Source organism: Aminobacter aminovorans, from assembly GCF_900445235.1.
Taxonomy (GTDB): Bacteria; Pseudomonadota; Alphaproteobacteria; order Rhizobiales; family Rhizobiaceae; genus Aminobacter; species Aminobacter aminovorans.
In genome coordinates, this window is sequence record NZ_UFSM01000001.1 from 2,267,593 (window position 1) to 2,285,760 (window position 18,168).

Sequence of the window (18,168 nt, forward strand, 5' to 3'; positions counted from 1 at the left end):
TCAGCCTCGCTCAATGCAGGCCGAACTCGCGCAGCAGTTCCTCGCGGTAACGGACGAAACGGGGTTCGCTGCGGTCACGCGGGCGGGGCAGGTCGACTTCGATCAGGCGCGCGGCGGCGCCCTTTTCCTTGGGCAGCACCAGCACCCGGTCAGCGAGATAGACCGCTTCCTCGAGGTCGTGGGTGACCATGACCATGGTGACGTTCTCCTCGCTCCAGATGCGGGCGAGCTCTTCCTGCATGGTGATCTTGGTCATGGCGTCGAGCGCGCCGAGTGGCTCGTCGAGCAGCAGGATTTCGGGCTGCACGGTCAGCGCCCGGGCGATGCCGACGCGCTGGGCCATGCCGCCCGAGAGTTGCCTGAGATAGGCATCGGTGAAGTCACTGAGACCGACGAGCCCGATATAGTCGCGGGCCCGCTCTTCGGCCCGGGCGCGCTGCTCGCCGCGCACCTCGAGGCCGAAGGCGACATTGCCGAGCACGGTCAGCCACGGCAGGAGCCGCGGCTCCTGGAAGATCACGGCGCGGTCGGAACCGACACCATGCACCGGCTTGCCGTCGATCAGTACCCGGCCGCCATCGGCCACTTCCAGACCGGCCAGCACACGCAGCAGCGTGGTCTTGCCCGATCCCGAAGCGCCGACGATGACGAGGCATTCGCCTGATCGGATGTCGAGGTTAAGGCCCTTAAGCACCGATAGCGGGCGGCCGTTGATGGCGAAGGATTTCGAAAGGTCGCGGATCGAAACCTCACCGCGGCGGCTGCTGTCGATGCTGGTCATTGTTTAATCCCTGAATTTTGGGTCCCGAAGTTTGGCCTCGCCGTTTCGGGCTCAGTTCGATTTGGCTTCGGCGTTGGGCTGGAACAGCAGGTCGGCGGCCTTGAGCTTACCCTTGGGCAGCGATCCTTCGCGTTCGAGCACGGCGATCCAGAAATCGAGGTCGCGGGGAACCGCCTGCGCGCCTTCGCGGAGACCGAAGCCGGTCCAGTACTTGGCCAGCTCGGCGTTCTCGCCGCGCTTCGACAGAATGGATGCCAGCACCTTGCGCGCCTCATCGGGGTTCTGGCGCGACCATTCGGCGGCACGGGTCGACTGCTCGACGAAGTTGCGGGCAGCGTCGGGATGGGCCTTGACGAAGTCGCGGCGCAGCACGACGAAGCCGCCGGCGATTTCGCCCAACACGTCGGTGTCGTCGAAGATGGCGCGGACGCCGCCATGTTCCTTCAGCAGGCCCTCGAAGGTGGCCTGCCAATAGCCTAGTGCGGCGATGTCGACCTGACCGGAGCGCAAGGTCTGCTCGAGTTGCGGTCCCGGCACCACGACGAGGTTGGCGGCATTCTGCGGCAGGTTTGCCTGGTGCAATGCCTCGCGCACCGTGTAGTCGAGATGAGCGCCCAGCGTGTTGACGGCGATCGACTTGCCGGCGATGTCGGCGATCGATTTGATCGGACTGTCCTCGAGCACGTAGAAGACGCTCTGGACCTTGTCGTTGATACCGTTGCTGGGGTAGGCGGCGATGAAATCATTGCCGCCGGCGATCGAGTTGACGACCGCCGAAGTCGCGGCGGAACCGAGGTCGACGCTGCCGGCGGCGAGTGCGAACAGCGAGGCCGGGCCGCCCTGGGCATAGCCGACATTCTCGAACTCGATGCCGAGCCCGTTGAAATAGCCGAGCTCGTCGGCCAGCTCGTGCGGCGAAATGCTGCCCTGACTGGCGAGGTAGCGGATCTTCACCGTTTCGGGCGACTGGGCAAAGGCAGTGCCGGCGAGGCCGGCGGCAAACAGGCTGCCGGCGACGAGCGTGCTGATATGAAGCGTGCGGAATCTGAATGTCATTGTCGGTGTCCTTGATTGGGGGCGAAAGGGAATGCGTCAGGCTGTGGCATTGCTCCACCGGCAAAGCCGGCGTTGCAGCAGGACGAGCGCGTAGTTGGAGACGAGGCCGAGGCCGGCGAGCAGGACGATGGCCGCGAACATCAGCGGGATCTGGAAATTGTACTGGGCGTTCATCACCTGGAAGCCGACGCCCTTGTTGGCGCCGATCATCTCTGAGGCGATGAGCAGCAGAAGCGCCGTCGTCGCCGACAGCCTGAGGCCGACGAAGATCGATGGCACGGCACCGGGCAGCACGACGCGACGGAACACGGTGAGGCGGCTCGCGCCATAGACACGCGCCATCTCGATCAGCTTGGGATCGACCTCCTTGACGCCGCCGATGGTGTTGAGCAGCAGTGGAAACAGCGTCGCCCAGAAGATGACGAAGACCTTGGAGGCCTCACCCAGGCCGAGCAACAGGATGAATACGGGGTACAGCGCGAGCGCCGAGGTCTGGCGGAAGACCTGCAGGATCGGGTCGAGCGCGCGTTCGACCGATCGAACCTGGCCCATGAACAGGCCGAGCGGGATTGCGACGAAGACGGCGGCGGCGAAAGCCGTGCCCGAGCGCTGCAGCGAAATGGCGATGTCGTCGAGTAGCGTGCCTCCCGAAATACCGTCCCAGAGGGCGGAAATGATGGCATCGGGTGGCGGAATGACCGCCGGGTTGACCCAGCCGGCGTGGCTGGCCACCTGCCAGAGCGCGACGAAGCCGGCGAGCACGCCGTAGCGCGAGAGGAAGCGTGCCGCAGCGCGACCACCGCGCTGCACCAGCTCGTGGCCGAAGCTGTTGTCGCCGATACCGGCACCAAGCACGCTCGGCTGTTCAATGTGTTGCAAACTCATGATCTTGCCCTTCGCTCTCGGTTATTCGGCCGCCTGCAGTGAGCTGCGGCTCAAGGTCCAGGGATTTTGCGGGCGGGGCAGACCAAGGTTCTCGCGCAGCGTGCGGCCCTCATAGGCGGTGCGAAACAGGCCGCGGCGCTGCAACTCGGGCACGACCAGATCGACAAAGTCGTCAAGCGCGCCGGGCAGCCATGGCGGCAGGATGTTGAAACCGTCGGCGGCCTCGTTGGCGAACCATTCCTCCAACTGGTCGGCGACCTGGGTGGCGCTGCCGACGATTGTGTAGTGGCCGCGCGCGGTGGCGACCCACTGGTAGAGCTCGCGGATGGTGAAATCGTGCTCGTCGGCGATCTGGCGGATAAGAGCCTGGCGGCTCTTCATGCCCTCGGTCTCGTCACTCCTCGGCAGCGGCCCGTCGAGCGGGTAGCCCCTGAGGTCGAGCGTGCCGCCGGCAAGCCCATTGAGCAGGGCAACACCATCCTCGGGCAGGATCAGTTCGTTGAGCTTGTCGTATTTGGCGCGCGCTTCGGCCTCGGTGCGGCCGACGAAGGGCGCGACGCCTGGCATGATCAGGACGTGATCAGGGACACGGCCCTCGGCCAGCACACGGGCCTTGATGTCGCGATAGAATTCCTGCGCCGAAGCAAGGTTCTGGTGCGCGGTGAAGATGACCTCGGCGGACAGCGCCGCAAGCCTGCGCCCGTCTTCCGACTGGCCGGCCTGGACGACGACAGGGTGACCCTGGACGGGGCGGGGTACGTTGAGCGGTCCCTTGACGGCGAAATGCGCGCCCTTGTGGTCGATATCGTGGACCTTGGCGGGATCGTAGAAGCGCCCGGTCTGCTTGTCGCGGATGAAGGCGTCGTCCTCCCAGCTGTCCCACAGCGCCTTGACGGTGTCGACATGTTCCCTGGCGCGGGCGTAGCGGTCGGCATGGTCGGGCTGTTTGTCCAGGTTGAAGTTGCGCGCGGTGTCGTCGCCGGCCGACGTCACGACATTCCAGCCGGCACGGCCATTCGACAGGTGATCGAGCGAGGCGAACTTGCGGGCGAGGGTGTAGGGCTCCTCGTAGGTGGTGGACGCCGTGGCGATGAAGCCGAGATGCGTGGTCAGCGGAGCGAGCGCTGCAAACAGTGTGACCGGCTCGAAGCCGGCGATCTTGGCGTTGCCGCCTTCACGACCGCCGAGGCCGACCGACAGATTGTCGGCGAGAAAATAGGCGTCGAACAGGCCGCGTTCGGCTGTCTGGGCGAGCTCGGTGTGGAAGGCGAAATTGGTCGCGCCGTCGGCGGGCGAGCCGGGGTGGCGCCAAGCGGCGATATGTTGGCCGCCACCGGGCAGGAAGGCGCCAAGCTTGATCTGTCTGGTCATGAGTATCTCCTGGAGAAGACGACAAGGGTCGATCCCGCGGCGCGTGCCGCAGCTCGGTCGTGTCAGGGAATGGAAAGCTAGTGCCTGAGGTCAGGCGGCCAGGTCGACGCTGTCGCGCGCCTGGGCAACACGACAGGCCTCGGCAACGGCCTGCTGGGCGCGGGCGCGGATGGCTTCGGAGACGAGCGCGCCGTCGGCGAAATCCCTGTCGGAAGCATAGATCGCGGTCGGGATGGTCAGCGCCTCGAAGAAGCCGAACAGCGGGCGCAACTGGTGTTCGACGATGAGCGAATGGCGCTCACCGCCGCCGGTTGCCGCCAGGATCACCGGCTTGCCCTTCAGCGAATTGGGATCGAGCAGGTCGAAGAAATGCTTGAACAGGCCGGTGTAGCTGCCTTTGAAGGTGGGCGAGCCGACGACAAGTATGGCTGCACTCGACAGTTGGTCGACGATCGCGCGGGCCGCCGGGGCGAGATCGCTGACGCGCCGTGCCTGGGCGAAGGACGGGCCGAGATCCTCGATATCGTAGGTGACGGCCGCTGCTCCGGTATTCCTGGCGACCTCGCCCGCAATGTGCTCGATGAACAGTCTGGTCTTCGACGGACGGGTCAGGTTACCCGAAATTCCCACCACGAGTTGTCTTGGCATGTGCGGATCCTCATCAGCGGTCTATACCTATTAACTCTACGGAATTTGTAGATATTGAAGAGCGAGAGGATTTCAAAAGCAACGCGGCGAGGGGATTGAGTTTGCGGCAGATAGCCCCCGGCTGGTTCATTTGACGCGGCGGCAGCAATTGGGCGGTGTGGCATGGCGTAAGGGAAGAGCCCGTGTTTTGGGCCTTTGTCGGTTCCGAGCGACTGGCGCAGGCCAAAGCTCGCGCCGCGCAGATGCGCCGGGGCGATGTCGGCGACAAGGGCGTCGCGCGGCGCACCCCTGATGCCCTTGCCGATGCGATCGACGAAACGCGCGGCGACCAGCCCGCCGACCGTAGGCGCGAGCGGAAAGATCGGCTTGGTGAATGCGGCCAGGCCATAGCCGAGCGCGGCCAGGAACTTGCGCTTGCCGAGCCAGTCGCTCAAGGCCCCCGAGAAGACCTTGGTGATCGAGGCCGTTGCTTCGGCGATGCCCTCGATGATGCCGACGGTGAGCGCCGAGGTGCCGAGGATCGTCACCATGTAGACGGGAAGCAGGGCGTGGATCATTTCAGACGAGATGTCCATCAGCATGGAGACGAACCCCAGGACCCAGATTCCGGCGGGAATGGCGCTTCGCGTCGCTGTCGGGGCGGTCATGTCGGCTGGGCACCCTGGCTGAACGGTCCCACTCACAGCCTGCTTGGCGATGCGCTGTCAAGGTTCGCAGCTGGCGCATCTGCCATGGTGGGAGGACGTCTTGCCGGCGGTGCTGCTGCGCCGAGGGCATCAAGGCTCGATGAAATCCTTCCAAATGTTCTAAACCAGCTGGTTGACAACCAGCGAGATAAATTGTATTCAACCATTTAGTTAATAACTATATGGTTGAATAGTGGCATGCCCGATCCTCTTTCCCTTACCTTCTCCGCCCTGGCGGATCCAACGAGGCGCGCCATCCTGGCACGGCTTGCCCAGGGGCAGGCGAGCGTCGGCGAACTGGCGGCACCCTACGACATGAGTCTGGCTGCGGTGTCCAAGCACATCAAGGTGCTGGAAAACGCCGGCCTGATCGCCCGCGAGAAAGACGCGCAGTACCGCTACTGCAAACTCCAGGCCGGCCCGCTTCAGGACATCGACGGTTGGGTTGGGGCCTATCGCGAATTGTGGCGCGACAATCTCGACCAGCTGGAAGCCTATCTTGCCGACATGCAGCGCGGCGACGACACCAACAAGCAGTGATTGGACGAAAGGAATAATGACATGAACAAGATGCTCGTCGAGACGCCGGAAGGCGAACCCATCATCCTCATGAGCCGCACTTTCGATGCGCCGCGCACATTGGTGTGGCGAGCCTGGACCAAGCCCGAACATGTGGCGCGCTGGTGGGGTTCGCGTGCCATGGGCGCGACCAAGGTGGTCAAGCTCGATGTCCGCCCTGGCGGCGAGTGGCGCTTCGAACAGACCACGCCCGACGGCACTGTATTTGCCTTTATCGGCAAATACATCGAGGTCGACGAGCCGGAGAAGCTGGTCAACACTTTCGCGCTGGAAGGCATGTTCGACGACAAGAATGTCATCGAGTCCCACCGTTTCGAGGAGAAGGACGGCAAGACCCACTATAGCGGGGTCACCCGCTTCGATAGTATCGAGGATCGCGACGGCATGGTCGCCTCGGGCATGGAAGCCGGCGCCCAGGACAGCATGAACCAGCTCGAAGAGCTGCTCGGCGAACTCGTCTCCGCCTGATCTTCCGCCGGTCGCAGGACCGGCTTTCCCACCATCGTCAGCTACGACCCAACCGGCTGCGAGGCGGCCGGGCGGGATCGCTCATCCTCACAAAACAAGGAAACGACCATGAAACCGCTATCCATCGCGGGCGCGGCCTTGCTCGCGCTTTTTTCCGCCATCGCCCCGGCTGTTCTTTCGGCACAGGAGCCCGCACCGCTCGAACTGCATCGCCAGATCCACGGGCAGGGGCCACCGCTGGTTCTCCTGCACGGCGCCTTCATGACCATTGAGAACAACTGGGCGACAAGCCTTGGCGAGCTGGCCAAATACAACAAGGTCATCGCGGTCGAGCTGCAGGGCCACGGCCGCACGGCCGACCGCACCGGTGAACTTGCCTACGAGACTATGGCCGACGACGTCGCCGGCCTGCTCGACAAGCTCGGAATCGAGAAGGCGTCCGTGATGGGTTATTCGATGGGCGGCAATGTCGCCCTCCAGATGGCGTTGCGCCATCCCGGTCGTGTCGATCGCATCGTCGCCGTGTCGGCCGCCGCCAGCGACAAGGGTTTGGCGCCGGGGCACAAGGAAATGGTGCAGCGCCTGAGGGCAGATATGTTCACCGGCGCGCCGATGGTCGCGGAGTACCAGAAGCTCTCGCCCAAACCGGATTTCCCAGCACTTGTCGACAAGATCAAGCAGCTGGAGCTGAAGCCGTTCGACTGGACAGCGGAGCTCGCCAAGGTCAAGGCACCGGTGCTGCTGGTCGCCGGCGACGCCGATGTGGTGACGCTCGGGCATCTTGCCGACATGCATGTGGCGCTCGGTGGTCACGCCAATGGCGACGTCAACGGCCCGTCCCGCAGCCAGTTGCTGGTGCTGTCCGGCACGACGCATATGGGCATCCTCGCCGACCCGGCAAAAGCGCAGCAGGTTGCGGCTGCCGCCAATGCCTTCCTGAACGCGCCGGCGCCGAAATAGGGAAGGATTTTTGGCGCTGGCGGTCCCAAGCTACTCGTATCGGCAAAGAAAAAGAGGCCCCGTTTGGCGGGGCCTCTTTGCATTGTTGTCTGCCGAGTGGCTCAGCGTTCCGCGAGCGCCGGCTCGCCCTGCCGCTCGCGGATCAAATTGGCGAAACGGCGGAAAAGGTAGTGCGAGTCCTGAGGGCCGGGCGACGCCTCTGGATGGTGCTGGACCGAAAACACGGGGCGGCCGGTCAGTGCGATGCCGCAGTTGGTGCCGTCGAACAGTGAGACATGGGTCTCCTCGACGCCTTCGGGCAACGACTCGGCGTCGACGGCGAAGCCGTGGTTCATCGACACGATCTCGACCTTGCCTGTGGTGTGGTCCTTGACCGGGTGGTTGGCGCCATGGTGGCCCTGATGCATCTTTGCCGTCTTGCCGCCAAGGGCCAGCGCCAGCATCTGGTGGCCGAGGCAGATGCCGAACACCGGTAGCTCGGTCTTGAGCAGGTCCTTGATGACAGGCACCGAGTATTCGCCCGTTGCCGCCGGATCGCCGGGGCCGTTGGACAGGAAGATGCCATCGGGCTTCATTGCCAGGATGTCTTCGGCCGAGGTCTTGGCCGGAACGACCGTCACCTTGGCCCCGAGGCCGGCGAGCAGGCGCAGGATGTTTCGCTTGACGCCGTAGTCGATGGCAACGACGTGCATGGTTTCCTCAGCACGCTCGCCATAACCCTCGTTCCAGACCCAGGGCGTCTCGGTCCAGGACGAGGATTGGCCCGAGGTGACTTCCTTGGCGAGGTCGAGGCCGACGAGGCCGGACCAGGCGCGGGCCTGGGCCTTGAGCTTGTCGATGTCGAACTTGCCGTCGGGCGCATGCGCGATGACGGCGTTGGGCATGCCCTTTTCGCGGATAAGTGCTGTCAGCGCACGGGTGTCGACGCCGGACATGGCGACGATGCCGCGCCGCTTCAGCCACTGGTCGAGATGACCGGCGGCGCGATAGCTCGACGGGTTGGTGACGTCGGCCTTGAACACCGCACCGACCGCGCCGAAGCGGGCCGCCGGGTTCAGGTCCTCAATGTCTTCATCGTTGGTGCCGATGTTGCCGATATGCGGGAAGGTGAAGGTGACGATCTGGCTGGCGTAGGAAGGGTCGGTGAGGACCTCCTGATAGCCGGTCAGCGCTGTGTTGAAGCAGACTTCGGCGACAGCACTGCCGGTGGCGCCGAGGCCTCGGCCGGTAATCACCGTCCCGTCGGCCAGAACCAGAACGGCGGTCGGCACTTCGGTTGCCCAGGGGGCGGTCTCTGCGGCCATGGCGATGCTCCTGCGTAACTAGGCCGCGACTTGAAAAATGGCTCGCAAGGGGCCATATCGCGCAGCGAAAAGCACGGACGACCACCGTCAGGCGGGCCCCGTGCACAAAACAAACAAGTCCTTGCAAGGCGCGGACAATAGGCGAAGGCCGGCATATGGTCAATGACCGGGTCGGGATTCGTGGCTAAATATTTTTCCTAGCAAAAACAGGAAGTTGGCCATTGTCATTCGGTTTGCCACTGTGGCAGGTCGGCGCTATTGTTTGCGACACGTTCAGGAGTAATGGCCATGCGCGAGACACTCGCCGAGGCACTGAAGACTGCATTGAAGACTGGCGACAAGCGCCGCACCTCGACGCTCCGGCTGATCCAGGCGGCCATCCAGGACCGCGATATTGCCCATCGCGGTGCCGGCAAGGATCCTGTCACCGACGAGGAAATCCTGCAAATCCTGACCAAGATGGTCAAGCAACGCCAGGAATCGGCCAAGGCTTTCGAAGAAGGTTCGCGGTTGGAACTCGCCGCCCAGGAGCGCGACGAAATCGCCATCATTTCCGACTTCCTGCCCAAGCAGATGGAGGAGGGGGCGGTGCGCAGTGCGGCACAGCAGGTGATCTCCGAGGTCGGCGCCGACGGCTTGCGCGACATGGGCCGTTGCATGAACGCGCTCAAGGAGCGCTACCCTGGCCAGATGGATTTCGGCAAGGCCAGCGGCATCGTCAAGGAACTGCTGCAGTAGGCAATTGCCTGCTCAGGCGATGAGGACAAGAACGCCCCGGCTGCGATGCGGTCGGGGCGTTTTCTTTTGGGGAGATGGCAGCTTTCCTCCGCCCCCTTGGGAGAAGGTGGATCGGCGGCGCGGAACAGGAGAGAGACTCAGGCGGCGCGGCGGAGCTTGACAGACGCGTTGTCGCGCAGACCCCAGATGTGGCCGAATGGGTCGAACACCGTGGCGCCACGGCGGCCGTCGGTCGCTAACGCAAGCTCCCCCCTAAGCGTTGCTCCGGCACCGATCGCCCGCTGGAGGGCCGTCCCGGCGTTGGCGACATCAAGGATGAAGACGGTGCTGACTGCGCCACGGGCCTTGGGAAAGAATGGCCCGCCGCGCTGCGGCTCCAGTTCGCGCCGCGGGTTGGCCCCGCCCACCTGCAAGGCGACATTGCCGATCCGCAGTTCGATCGAGATCGGAGCGCCCTCGAACAGATAGGCCCCGCCGCGAGTGGCGCCGAAGGCACGCTGGTAGAAGCTGGCCGCTTCTTCCTCGCGGCCATGTTCAACGATGATCGAAATGGCAAGCTCGGCCTTGGCGTCGGAGGTGGCCTTGAGGGTGTTCCAATTGTCGTGGCCGAGCTGGCGGGCGACGATCTCGAGACAGGCGCTGTGGGCAAGGTGGATGTCTCGCGCAGCCAGGCAGGCGCGCAGCTCCCTGGCCATGGATTTCACGCGATCAAGCGATGACATGGGATGCTCCCTTGAAGAGGGTGACTGACTGCGTCAGTGCTCGCATTGCCGACGGTCACCTCAAGGGTAAAACCAGGTTATGGTGCGTTCGCCAATCCCTGGGGAGCGAGCGGCAGGCTGCACAGCCTGGGTCGAGTGTCGCCAATGAACGCGATTCGGACAAGGTCACCTGGGGCCGCTAGGGCGGCGGCGTTACTTGGGAAAGATCACGTCATCGGCAGGCGCTGGCGTGCAATGGCGGCGTGGAAGCGTACGCCGTGGATGAGGGCATCGTCGTTGAAATCGAAGGACGGATTGTGCAGCGGCGCCGAGGCCTCGCCATTGCCGATATAGGCGAAGCAGCCGGGCACGTGATCGAGGAAGCGCGCGAAATCCTCAGAGGCGGTGACGATCTCGCCCTTGCCGTTGACCGCGCCCGTGGCGAACACCGAAGCGGCGGCTTCAACCGCGGCGGCCGTGGCCTCAATGTCGTTGATCAGCGGCACGAACTCTCTGCTGTAGGTCACTTCGGCCGTGCAGTTGTGGGTGAGTGCGGTGCCTTCGGCGATGATGCGCATCTGCCTTTCGATCTCGGCGCTCACTTCAGGGCGGAAGCTTCGGGCATCGCCGAGGATGCAGGCGAAACCGGGCAGGGCGTTGCGGGTGCCGTCGGTGATGAGTTCGGTGACCGAAACCACCGAAATGTCAGCCGGGCTCAGCCGGCGCGAAACGATGGTCTGCAGGTTGGTGACGACCGCGCAGGCGGCAACCAGCACTTCGCGGCCAAGATGCGGGCGGGCGGCGTGGCCGCCAAGGCCGCGCAGCAGGATCTCGAAATTGTCCTCCGCCGACATGATCGGCCCGGGACGGGTCTCGAAATGGCCGACCGGCAGGCCGGGCATGTTGTGCAGACCATAGATCTCGTCGAAGGGAAAACGTGCCATCAGGCCGTCGTCGAGCATGGCGAGCGCGCCCTTGCCCCATTCCTCCGCCGGCTGGAAGATGAAGCGCACGGTGCCGTCGAAGCCGCCGTCGCTGGCGAGCAGCTTTGCCGCGCCCAGCAGCATGGCGGTGTGGCCGTCATGGCCGCAGGCATGCATGACGCCGGGATTCTGCGAGGGATGGTCGTGGCTGGCCTGCTCGGCGATGCGCAATGCGTCCATGTCGGCGCGGAGCGCAATTGATCGGTTGCCGCTGCCACGTCGCAACGTTCCGACGACGCCGGTTCCGCCGATGCCTTCGACGACTTCGAGGCCGAATGCCCGGAGTTGGGTAGCAACGAACGCGCTGGTGCGCTTCTCCTCGAAACCAAACTCGGGATGGGCGTGCAGGTCACGCCGCCAGACGGTCATCTCGGCGACGAGGCTTTTCTGGTCGAGCGTGGCCATTGTGCAAATCCCCTGGACTGGACGGTGCAGCGTCGCCGGATTGGCGGTGGCAGGCAAGAGCGGTTGGTGGGGCCAGTCGCTATGACGACGCCGTGACGGAGACGGGGCATCTAACGGCAGGCAGCCCACTGATCGGGGTCCGGAACCTGCGCTGCGCTTCGGCTTCCGGCATGACGATCTGATTGAGGCGTACGCTCAGCTTGCCTTGAGGCGTGAGCCGCGGAGCAGGCCTTGTTCCTCGAGCACAGGGTAGGCCATCGAGGCGAGCAGGGAGTTGATCTGCTTGAGGTCGCGGATGGTATCGAGGTGGATCGAGCTCGTCTCGACGCTCTTGATGGTGCCGTCGCGCAGGCGCAGGAAATGGCTCTGACTGGTCTGCTTCTCGACGTCGCGGAGGCGGTCCTTCTCAAGCACGAGCTGACGCGCGGTGTTGGCGTCGCGCGACACCAGCACGTTGAAGGCAAGGCGGGCGTTGGCCATGACCGAGGCGTGGAAGGATGTCAGCTCGCGCCAGCCCTCGGGAGTGAATTCGAGGCCGCGGTCGAGTTTCTTCTGCACATGGGCCAGCATGTTGCGGACGATGATGTCGCCGACCTGTTCGAGCTTGACGCAGGCGCCGAGCAGTTCCTGGCAGCGCAGCGCCTCATCTTCGGTCATCGGCCGGATCGTCGCCTTGGCGAGGTAAAGCTTGATCGCGGCATGCTTGCGGTCGACGCGGTCGTCGAGCGAAGCGAGTGCCTTGATCTTGTCGGCGTCGGGCTTCTCGTAGAGCTCGATGATGCGCTGGAGCATGATCTCGACGGTCTCGCAGACGCGTACGGTCTCGCGCGTAGCGTTGGCGAGTGCCTGCGAGGGTGCGTCGAGGGCGGCTTCGTTGAGCGCACTGAGTTCGGCGACCGCCATCTCCTTGGCGGGATCGGACTTGGTGCCGAGCGCCACGATCTTTTCCGAGGCGCTGTAGACGAGTTTGGCGAGTGGAATGCCGGCGACCAGGATGATGCAGTTGAACAGGATGTGGGCGTTGATGATCTGGTCGGGGCCGGTCGAGCCGAGGAAGGCGGTCGAGGGTTTGATCCAGAGGAACGCCACCAGCATGACCAGCGAGCCGGCGCCGCGCATCAGGAGATTACCGATTGGCACGACACGCACGCCGGGTTCAGCGTTGCGGGTGAGCAGGGGGGCAATGATCGAACTGCCGAGATTGACGCCAAGCACCAGCACAATGCCGAGTTCGGGCGGGACGAAACCGCGGCCGGCAAGGGTGACGATCAACAGCACGGCGGCGATCGAAGAATGGAACAGCCAGGTGACGATGGCCGCAAGCAGATAGGCGGTGATGGGGTCGCCGGCGAAGTAATCGATGATGACCGGCAAAAGCTTGCTTTCACGCAGCGGCTCGGAGGCCTGACCGACCATTTCGAGCGACAAGACGAGCAGGCCGATGCCGACAAGGATCCGCCCGGTCTGCTGCCAGCTGCGCCTGTCGGTGGCCAGGAACATCGTCGTGCCGGCGACGAGGCATAATGGCACCAGCAGCGACAGGTCGAAGCTCAGGATCTTGATGACCAATGCCGAGCCGATTTCGGCGCCGCGCACGGCGAGCTGGCCGGCGATGCCGCTGACGATGCCGGCGCCGGCGAAGGAACCGACCAGCAGTGTGACCGCAGTGGAGCTCTGGAAGGCGATTGCCAAGGCAGTGCCGGCAAGCACGGCGAGGATCGGGTTGCGCATGGTGTTGCGCAGCTTGTGGCGCAGCACGTCGCCATAGGCGCGCTCGACGCCGGTGCGCACCATGCGCGTGGCAAACAACAGCAGGGCGACGGCACCTGCGAGGTGCAAAAGGACAACGGAACCGCTCATCGGAAGCACCCGATGGGCATGCAGCCGGGGGCTGTCGGGGAGGCGGTCGCGATGGTTCGCGCGCGGATGCGAATCACTGTCATGAACATGCCATTTAGATTAGCCGGATAATATTTTTCGTCCATACTGCACACGTGTGCACTGGATCGCAAGATGCGATCATCCATATTGTGTTGCGCGGGGCCTCGATTCAGGTTCCACAGCGACCGCCGGGCGGCGCAATCCGGATGTTTGGAGCGATGCTTGCCGGCGAGAGACTGTGAACAGCGGGCAATGTCCGCGGGCAAGCAACGAATAGGAGTCGTGTCCGGCGAGGCGAGCGCCTATATCAGTTTGAAACAAGCAGGACCCGATGCGCTTTTCCGACGGATTTTTGAGCGAGATACGTGACCGCGTGCCGATTTCGGCCGTGATCGGCCAGCGCGTGACCTGGGATCGCAAGAAGACCAACACGCAGCGCGGCGATTTCTGGGCGTGCTGCCCGTTCCATGGCGAGAAGTCGCCGTCGTTTCATTGCGAGGACCGCAAGGGTCGTTACCACTGCTTCGGCTGTGGCGTGACGGGCGATCATTTCCGCTTCCTGACCGAGATGGACGGGCTGAGTTTTCCCGAGGCGGTCGAGCGCATCGCCGAGATGGCCGGCATACCGATGCCGGCGCGCGATGCGCAGGAAGAGCGACGTGAACGCGAACGTTCTTCGCTGCACGACGTCATGGAGCTGGCGACCACATTCTTCGAGGACCGCCTGCAGACGTCGGATGGGGCGAGGGCGCGCGCCTATCTGCGCGATCGCGGGTTATCGCAGACGACGCAACAGCAGTTCCGGCTTGGCTTCGCGCCCGACAGCCGCAACGCGCTCAAGGAGTTCCTCGCCTCCAAAGGCATCGAGAAGGCGCAGATGGAGGCCTGCGGGCTGACGGTCTTCGAGGACGTTCCGGTTTCCTACGACCGCTTCCGCGACCGCATCATGTTTCCGATTCCGGATTCTCGCGGTCGTATCATCGCCTTTGGCGGACGCGCGATGTCGGCTGAGATCTCCGCCAAATACCTGAACTCGCCGGAGACCGAGCTCTTCCACAAGGGCAACGTGCTCTACAATTTCGCCCGTGCCCGCAAGGCGCTGCAGAAGGGCGGGACGGTAATCGCCGTCGAAGGCTACATGGACGTGATCGCGCTGGCCCAGGCCGGTTTCGAAAATGTCGTGGCGCCGCTCGGCACGGCACTTACCGAAAACCAGCTCGGGCTGTTGTGGCGCATGTCGGGCGAGCCGGTGCTGTGCTTCGACGGCGACAAGGCGGGCCTGAAGGCAGCGTATCGCGCTGCCGACCTGGCGCTGCCGCTGGTGGCCCCGGGCCATACGACCCGCTTCGCCCTGCTTCCGGAGGGCAAGGACCCCGACGACCTGGTCAAGGCGGAAGGGCCGGAGGCGTTCCGCACCGTGCTCAACGCGGCGCGACCGCTGTCCGAGCTGATCTGGATGCGTGAGACGTCGGGCGGGGTGTTCGACACGCCGGAGCGTCGCGCCGAGCTTGAAAAGACGTTGCGCGAGCTGACCAGCAGGATCAAGGACGAGAGCGTCCGTTATCACTACCAGCAGGAAATGCGCGAAAGGGTGCTGAGTTTCTTCGGCAACCAGCGCGGCCGCCAGCAAGGGCAGGGCGGCGGCAAGGGCTCGTACAACAAGGGCTCGTTCAACAAGGGTGGCGGCGAGCGCAGCCAGTGGAACAAGGGTGGCGCGGGTGTCCAGGCTGGCCGGCTCGCCGTGTCGGAAAGCCTGGCGCGCTCGGCAATGGTCAAGCGCACCGCTGGCATGCCGCTGCGCGAGGCGGCTCTTGTGGTGGCGCTGGTCAACCACCCCTCGCTGATCGACGAGAATTTCGAGCATGTCGAGCGGCTCGACTTGAGCCATGGCGAGCTCAAGCAACTGCATTCGGTGCTGATCGATGCGATGGCGCACGGCGAGGCCAACACACGCGAGGCGGTGGTGGCGGCGATCGAGCGCGCTTCCTGCGCCGAGATGTGGGGACGGGCGGTGACGCTGGCGCGGCGTGCCCGGCAGTGGACGGCACTGGAGGATGCGGCGATCGAGGACGCCCGCGACGCCTTCGCGCAGGCGTTGCACTTGCACCGCAGCGCCCGCACCTTACATAAGGAGCTGAAACAGGCCGAAGCTGCGCTGGCTACAGATCCTACCGACGAAAACTACCGACATCTGGTGGAAGTTCAGGCGCAGTTTCACGACGTGCAGGCCACCGAAGCGCTTATCGAAGGCTTCGGGGTGTCTTCGGGTCGGGGCGGTCGTAACTGACGCTGCGGACCGATTATCCCGCAATTGATTCGCTTTTTTGGCGCGAATCATGCGAGAGGCGCTTGACCTTCCGCCGGAATGACGGAATCAGGTCGATTCGAAAAAGTTAACCGGCGGCCAGGTCGCCAGTCGTGTCGATGGCCTGAAAATGCGGATTGGGGCACTTGTCACTGGACAGGAAGATATTCCGCCACAGATATCACGGTTAATCTGGACTTAACACAGGTGCAGCTACTGGCAGTTCAGGCGCAGGTTCGATGAGCGCATCTGATTTGCACTGTCCAAGAGTTTAAGCGGCTGACGGGCCGCCTGGAGAAAGCGAAGAATGGCGACAAAAGAAAAGGAAGAGGTCGAGACCGAACGCGAAGGCGCCCCTGACGGACCTTTGCTCGACCTTTCCGATGACGCTGTCAAGAAGATGATCAAGGTCGCGAAGAAGCGCGGCTATGTCACCATGGACGAGCTGAATTCGGTGCTGCCCTCGGAGGAAGTGACCTCCGAGCAGATCGAGGACACCATGGCGATGCTCTCCGACATGGGCATCAACGTGGTCGAGGACGACGAGCAGGGCGAAGAGGCCGAAGCTTCCGAAGGCGATGCCGAAGAAGATGCCAACGAGCTTGCCGAGCAGACCGGCACGGCCGTTGCCGCCACCACGACCAAGAAAGAGCCGACGGATCGTACCGACGATCCGGTGCGCATGTATCTGCGCGAGATGGGCTCGGTGGAGCTTTTGTCGCGCGAAGGCGAAATCGCCATCGCCAAGCGCATCGAGGCCGGCCGCGAGACGATGATCGCCGGCCTGTGCGAAAGCCCGTTGACCTTCCAGGCCATCATCATCTGGCGCGACGAACTCAACGAAGCCAAAATCCTGCTGCGCGAGATCATCGATCTCGAGGCGACCTATGCCGGTCCTGAGGCCAAGCAGGCGCCGATCGTCGAGCGCGTCGAGGAAGACGCCAAGCCCAAGGACGAACCGAAGGCCGGGCGCCGCCGCGGCGGCGACGAAGAAGACGACATCACCAATGTGGGTGGCGACACCCGTGGCGAGGATGACGAGGAAGACGAAGACGAGGCCAGCCTGTCGCTGGCGGCCATGGAAGCGGAACTGCGTCCGCAGGTCATGGAAACCCTCGACGTCATCGCCGACACCTACAAGAAGCTGCGCAAGCTGCAGGACCAGCAGGTCGAGAACCGTCTCGCTGCTGCCGGTACGCTTTCGCCGAGCCAGGACCGCCGCCTGAAGGAGCTGAAGGACCAGCTCGTCAAGGCCGTGAAGTCGTTGTCGCTCAACAACGCCCGCATCGAGGCGCTTGTCGAGCAGCTCTACGACATCAACAAGCGCTTGGTGCAGAACGAAGGCAAGCTGCTGCGCCTCGCCGAAAGCTACGGCGTACGCCGCGACGAGTTCCTGAAGGAATATCAGGGTTCCGAGCTCGACCCGAACTGGACCCGTTCGATCGCCAACCTGTCCAGCCGCGGCTGGAAGGAGTTCACCAAGAACGAGAAGGACGCGATCCGAGACCTACGCGCCGAGATCCAGAACCTCGCAACCGAAACGGCGATCTCGATCCTGGAATTCCGCAAGATCGTCAACCAGGTCCAGAAGGGTGAGCGCGAGGCAGCGATCGCCAAGAAGGAAATGGTCGAGGCCAACCTGCGTCTCGTCATCTCGATCGCCAAGAAGTACACCAACCGCGGCCTGCAGTTCCTGGATCTGATCCAGGAAGGCAACATCGGCCTGATGAAGGCCGTCGACAAGTTCGAGTACCGCCGCGGCTACAAGTTCTCGACCTATGCGACATGGTGGATCCGGCAGGCGATCACGCGTTCGATCGCCGACCAGGCCCGCACCATCCGTATTCCGGTGCACATGATCGAGACGATCAACAAGATTGTCCGTACCTCGCGCCAGATGTTGCACGAGATCGGCCGCGAGCCGACGCCGGAAGAACTGGCCGAAAAGCTCGCCATGCCGCTCGAGAAGGTACGCAAGGTGCTGAAGATCGCCAAGGAGCCGATCTCGCTCGAAACGCCTGTCGGCGACGAGGAAGATTCGCACCTCGGCGATTTCATCGAAGACAAGATGGCGATCCTGCCGATCGACGCGGCGATCCAGGCGAACCTGCGCGAGACCACCACGCGTGTGCTCGCCTCGCTGACCCCGCGCGAGGAACGCGTGCTGCGCATGCGCTTCGGCATCGGCATGAACACGGACCACACGCTCGAAGAGGTTGGCCAGCAGTTCTCGGTCACCCGCGAACGTATCCGTCAGATCGAGGCCAAGGCGCTGCGCAAGCTCAAGCACCCGAGCCGCTCCAGGAAGCTGAGAAGCTTCCTGGACAGCTAAGCAAAACAGCAAGCTGCGGTCGTTCCTCGACATCTGACCGCATCGGCATTGTTAAAAAAGCCCGGCTCCGGCCGGGCTTTTTCGT

15 protein-coding genes and 1 pseudogene are annotated in these 18,168 nt (G+C 63.8%); 6 read left to right on the forward strand and 10 right to left on the reverse strand.

Annotated elements, in window-relative coordinates:
- Nucleotides 1-10: 10 nt before the first annotated feature.
- From DY201_RS11160 to DY201_RS11185, 6 genes and pseudogenes are all read right to left on the reverse strand, one after another.
- Nucleotides 11-781 carry an ABC transporter ATP-binding protein gene (locus DY201_RS11160; RefSeq protein WP_115731255.1) on the reverse strand — a complete coding sequence of 257 codons (771 nt, stop codon included), beginning with the start codon at nt 779-781 and terminating at the stop codon, nt 11-13.
- A 51-nt stretch (nt 782-832) separates the two neighbouring features.
- Complete coding sequence (locus tag DY201_RS11165; protein ID WP_115731256.1) at nt 833-1,837, reverse strand: ABC transporter substrate-binding protein; 1,005 nt, start codon at nt 1,835-1,837, stop codon at nt 833-835.
- A gap of 36 nt (nt 1,838-1,873) precedes the next feature.
- On the reverse strand, nt 1,874-2,722 hold the full coding sequence (locus tag DY201_RS11170) for an ABC transporter permease (protein WP_115731257.1): 849 nt from the start codon (nt 2,720-2,722) through the stop codon (nt 1,874-1,876).
- Nucleotides 2,723-2,743: 21 nt separating this feature from the next.
- Entirely contained in the window at nt 2,744-4,093 is a 1,350-nt protein-coding gene (locus DY201_RS11175; RefSeq protein ID WP_115731258.1) for an LLM class flavin-dependent oxidoreductase, read from the reverse strand.
- 90 nt (nt 4,094-4,183) lie between these two features.
- Nucleotides 4,184-4,741 carry an FMN reductase gene (gene msuE, locus DY201_RS11180; RefSeq protein ID WP_115731259.1) on the reverse strand — a complete coding sequence of 186 codons (558 nt, stop codon included), beginning with the start codon at nt 4,739-4,741 and terminating at the stop codon, nt 4,184-4,186.
- Between the two features lie 200 nt (nt 4,742-4,941).
- A pseudogene (locus tag DY201_RS11185) lies at nt 4,942-5,388 on the reverse strand (MFS transporter); the annotation flags it as partial.
- A gap of 237 nt (nt 5,389-5,625) precedes the next feature.
- Here DY201_RS11185 and DY201_RS11190 point away from each other — a divergent pair.
- The 3 genes from DY201_RS11190 (at nt 5,626) to DY201_RS11200 (ending at nt 7,434) form a co-directional block, all read left to right on the forward strand.
- Nucleotides 5,626-5,967, forward strand: a complete 342-nt coding sequence (locus DY201_RS11190) for an ArsR/SmtB family transcription factor (RefSeq protein ID WP_115731260.1) — start codon at nt 5,626-5,628, stop codon at nt 5,965-5,967.
- Between the two features lie 21 nt (nt 5,968-5,988).
- Nucleotides 5,989-6,474, forward strand: coding sequence for an SRPBCC family protein (locus DY201_RS11195; protein WP_115733731.1), 486 nt, complete (start codon nt 5,989-5,991; stop codon nt 6,472-6,474).
- Nucleotides 6,475-6,582: 108 nt separating this feature from the next.
- Nucleotides 6,583-7,434 (forward strand): alpha/beta fold hydrolase, encoded by an 852-nt coding sequence (locus DY201_RS11200; RefSeq protein ID WP_115731261.1) that lies wholly within the window; start codon nt 6,583-6,585, stop codon nt 7,432-7,434.
- Nucleotides 7,435-7,535: 101 nt separating this feature from the next.
- Here DY201_RS11200 and carA read toward each other — a convergent pair whose 3' ends face one another.
- Entirely contained in the window at nt 7,536-8,738 is a 1,203-nt protein-coding gene (carA, locus tag DY201_RS11205; protein WP_115731262.1) for a glutamine-hydrolyzing carbamoyl-phosphate synthase small subunit, read from the reverse strand.
- Between the two features lie 288 nt (nt 8,739-9,026).
- On the opposite strand from carA, the gene DY201_RS11210 reads away from it, so the two are divergent.
- Complete coding sequence (locus DY201_RS11210) at nt 9,027-9,476, forward strand: GatB/YqeY domain-containing protein (protein WP_115733732.1); 450 nt, start codon at nt 9,027-9,029, stop codon at nt 9,474-9,476.
- 137 nt (nt 9,477-9,613) lie between these two features.
- Here DY201_RS11210 and DY201_RS11215 read toward each other — a convergent pair whose 3' ends face one another.
- From DY201_RS11215 to DY201_RS11225, 3 genes are all read right to left on the reverse strand, one after another.
- Complete coding sequence (locus DY201_RS11215) at nt 9,614-10,198, reverse strand: glyoxalase superfamily protein (RefSeq protein WP_245431968.1); 585 nt, start codon at nt 10,196-10,198, stop codon at nt 9,614-9,616.
- Nucleotides 10,199-10,404: 206 nt separating this feature from the next.
- Nucleotides 10,405-11,565, reverse strand: coding sequence for an amidohydrolase (locus tag DY201_RS11220; RefSeq protein WP_115731263.1), 1,161 nt, complete (start codon nt 11,563-11,565; stop codon nt 10,405-10,407).
- Between the two features lie 195 nt (nt 11,566-11,760).
- Nucleotides 11,761-13,425 (reverse strand): Na/Pi cotransporter family protein, encoded by a 1,665-nt coding sequence (locus DY201_RS11225; protein WP_115731264.1) that lies wholly within the window; start codon nt 13,423-13,425, stop codon nt 11,761-11,763.
- A gap of 352 nt (nt 13,426-13,777) precedes the next feature.
- On the opposite strand from DY201_RS11225, the gene dnaG reads away from it, so the two are divergent.
- Complete coding sequence (dnaG, locus tag DY201_RS11230) at nt 13,778-15,733, forward strand: DNA primase (protein WP_115731265.1); 1,956 nt, start codon at nt 13,778-13,780, stop codon at nt 15,731-15,733.
- 325 nt (nt 15,734-16,058) lie between these two features.
- The gene (gene rpoD / locus DY201_RS11235; RefSeq protein ID WP_115731266.1) at nt 16,059-18,083 is read left to right on the forward strand and encodes an RNA polymerase sigma factor RpoD; all 2,025 of its coding nucleotides are present in this window, start codon (nt 16,059-16,061) and stop codon (nt 18,081-18,083) included.
- Nucleotides 18,084-18,168 lie beyond the last annotated feature (85 nt).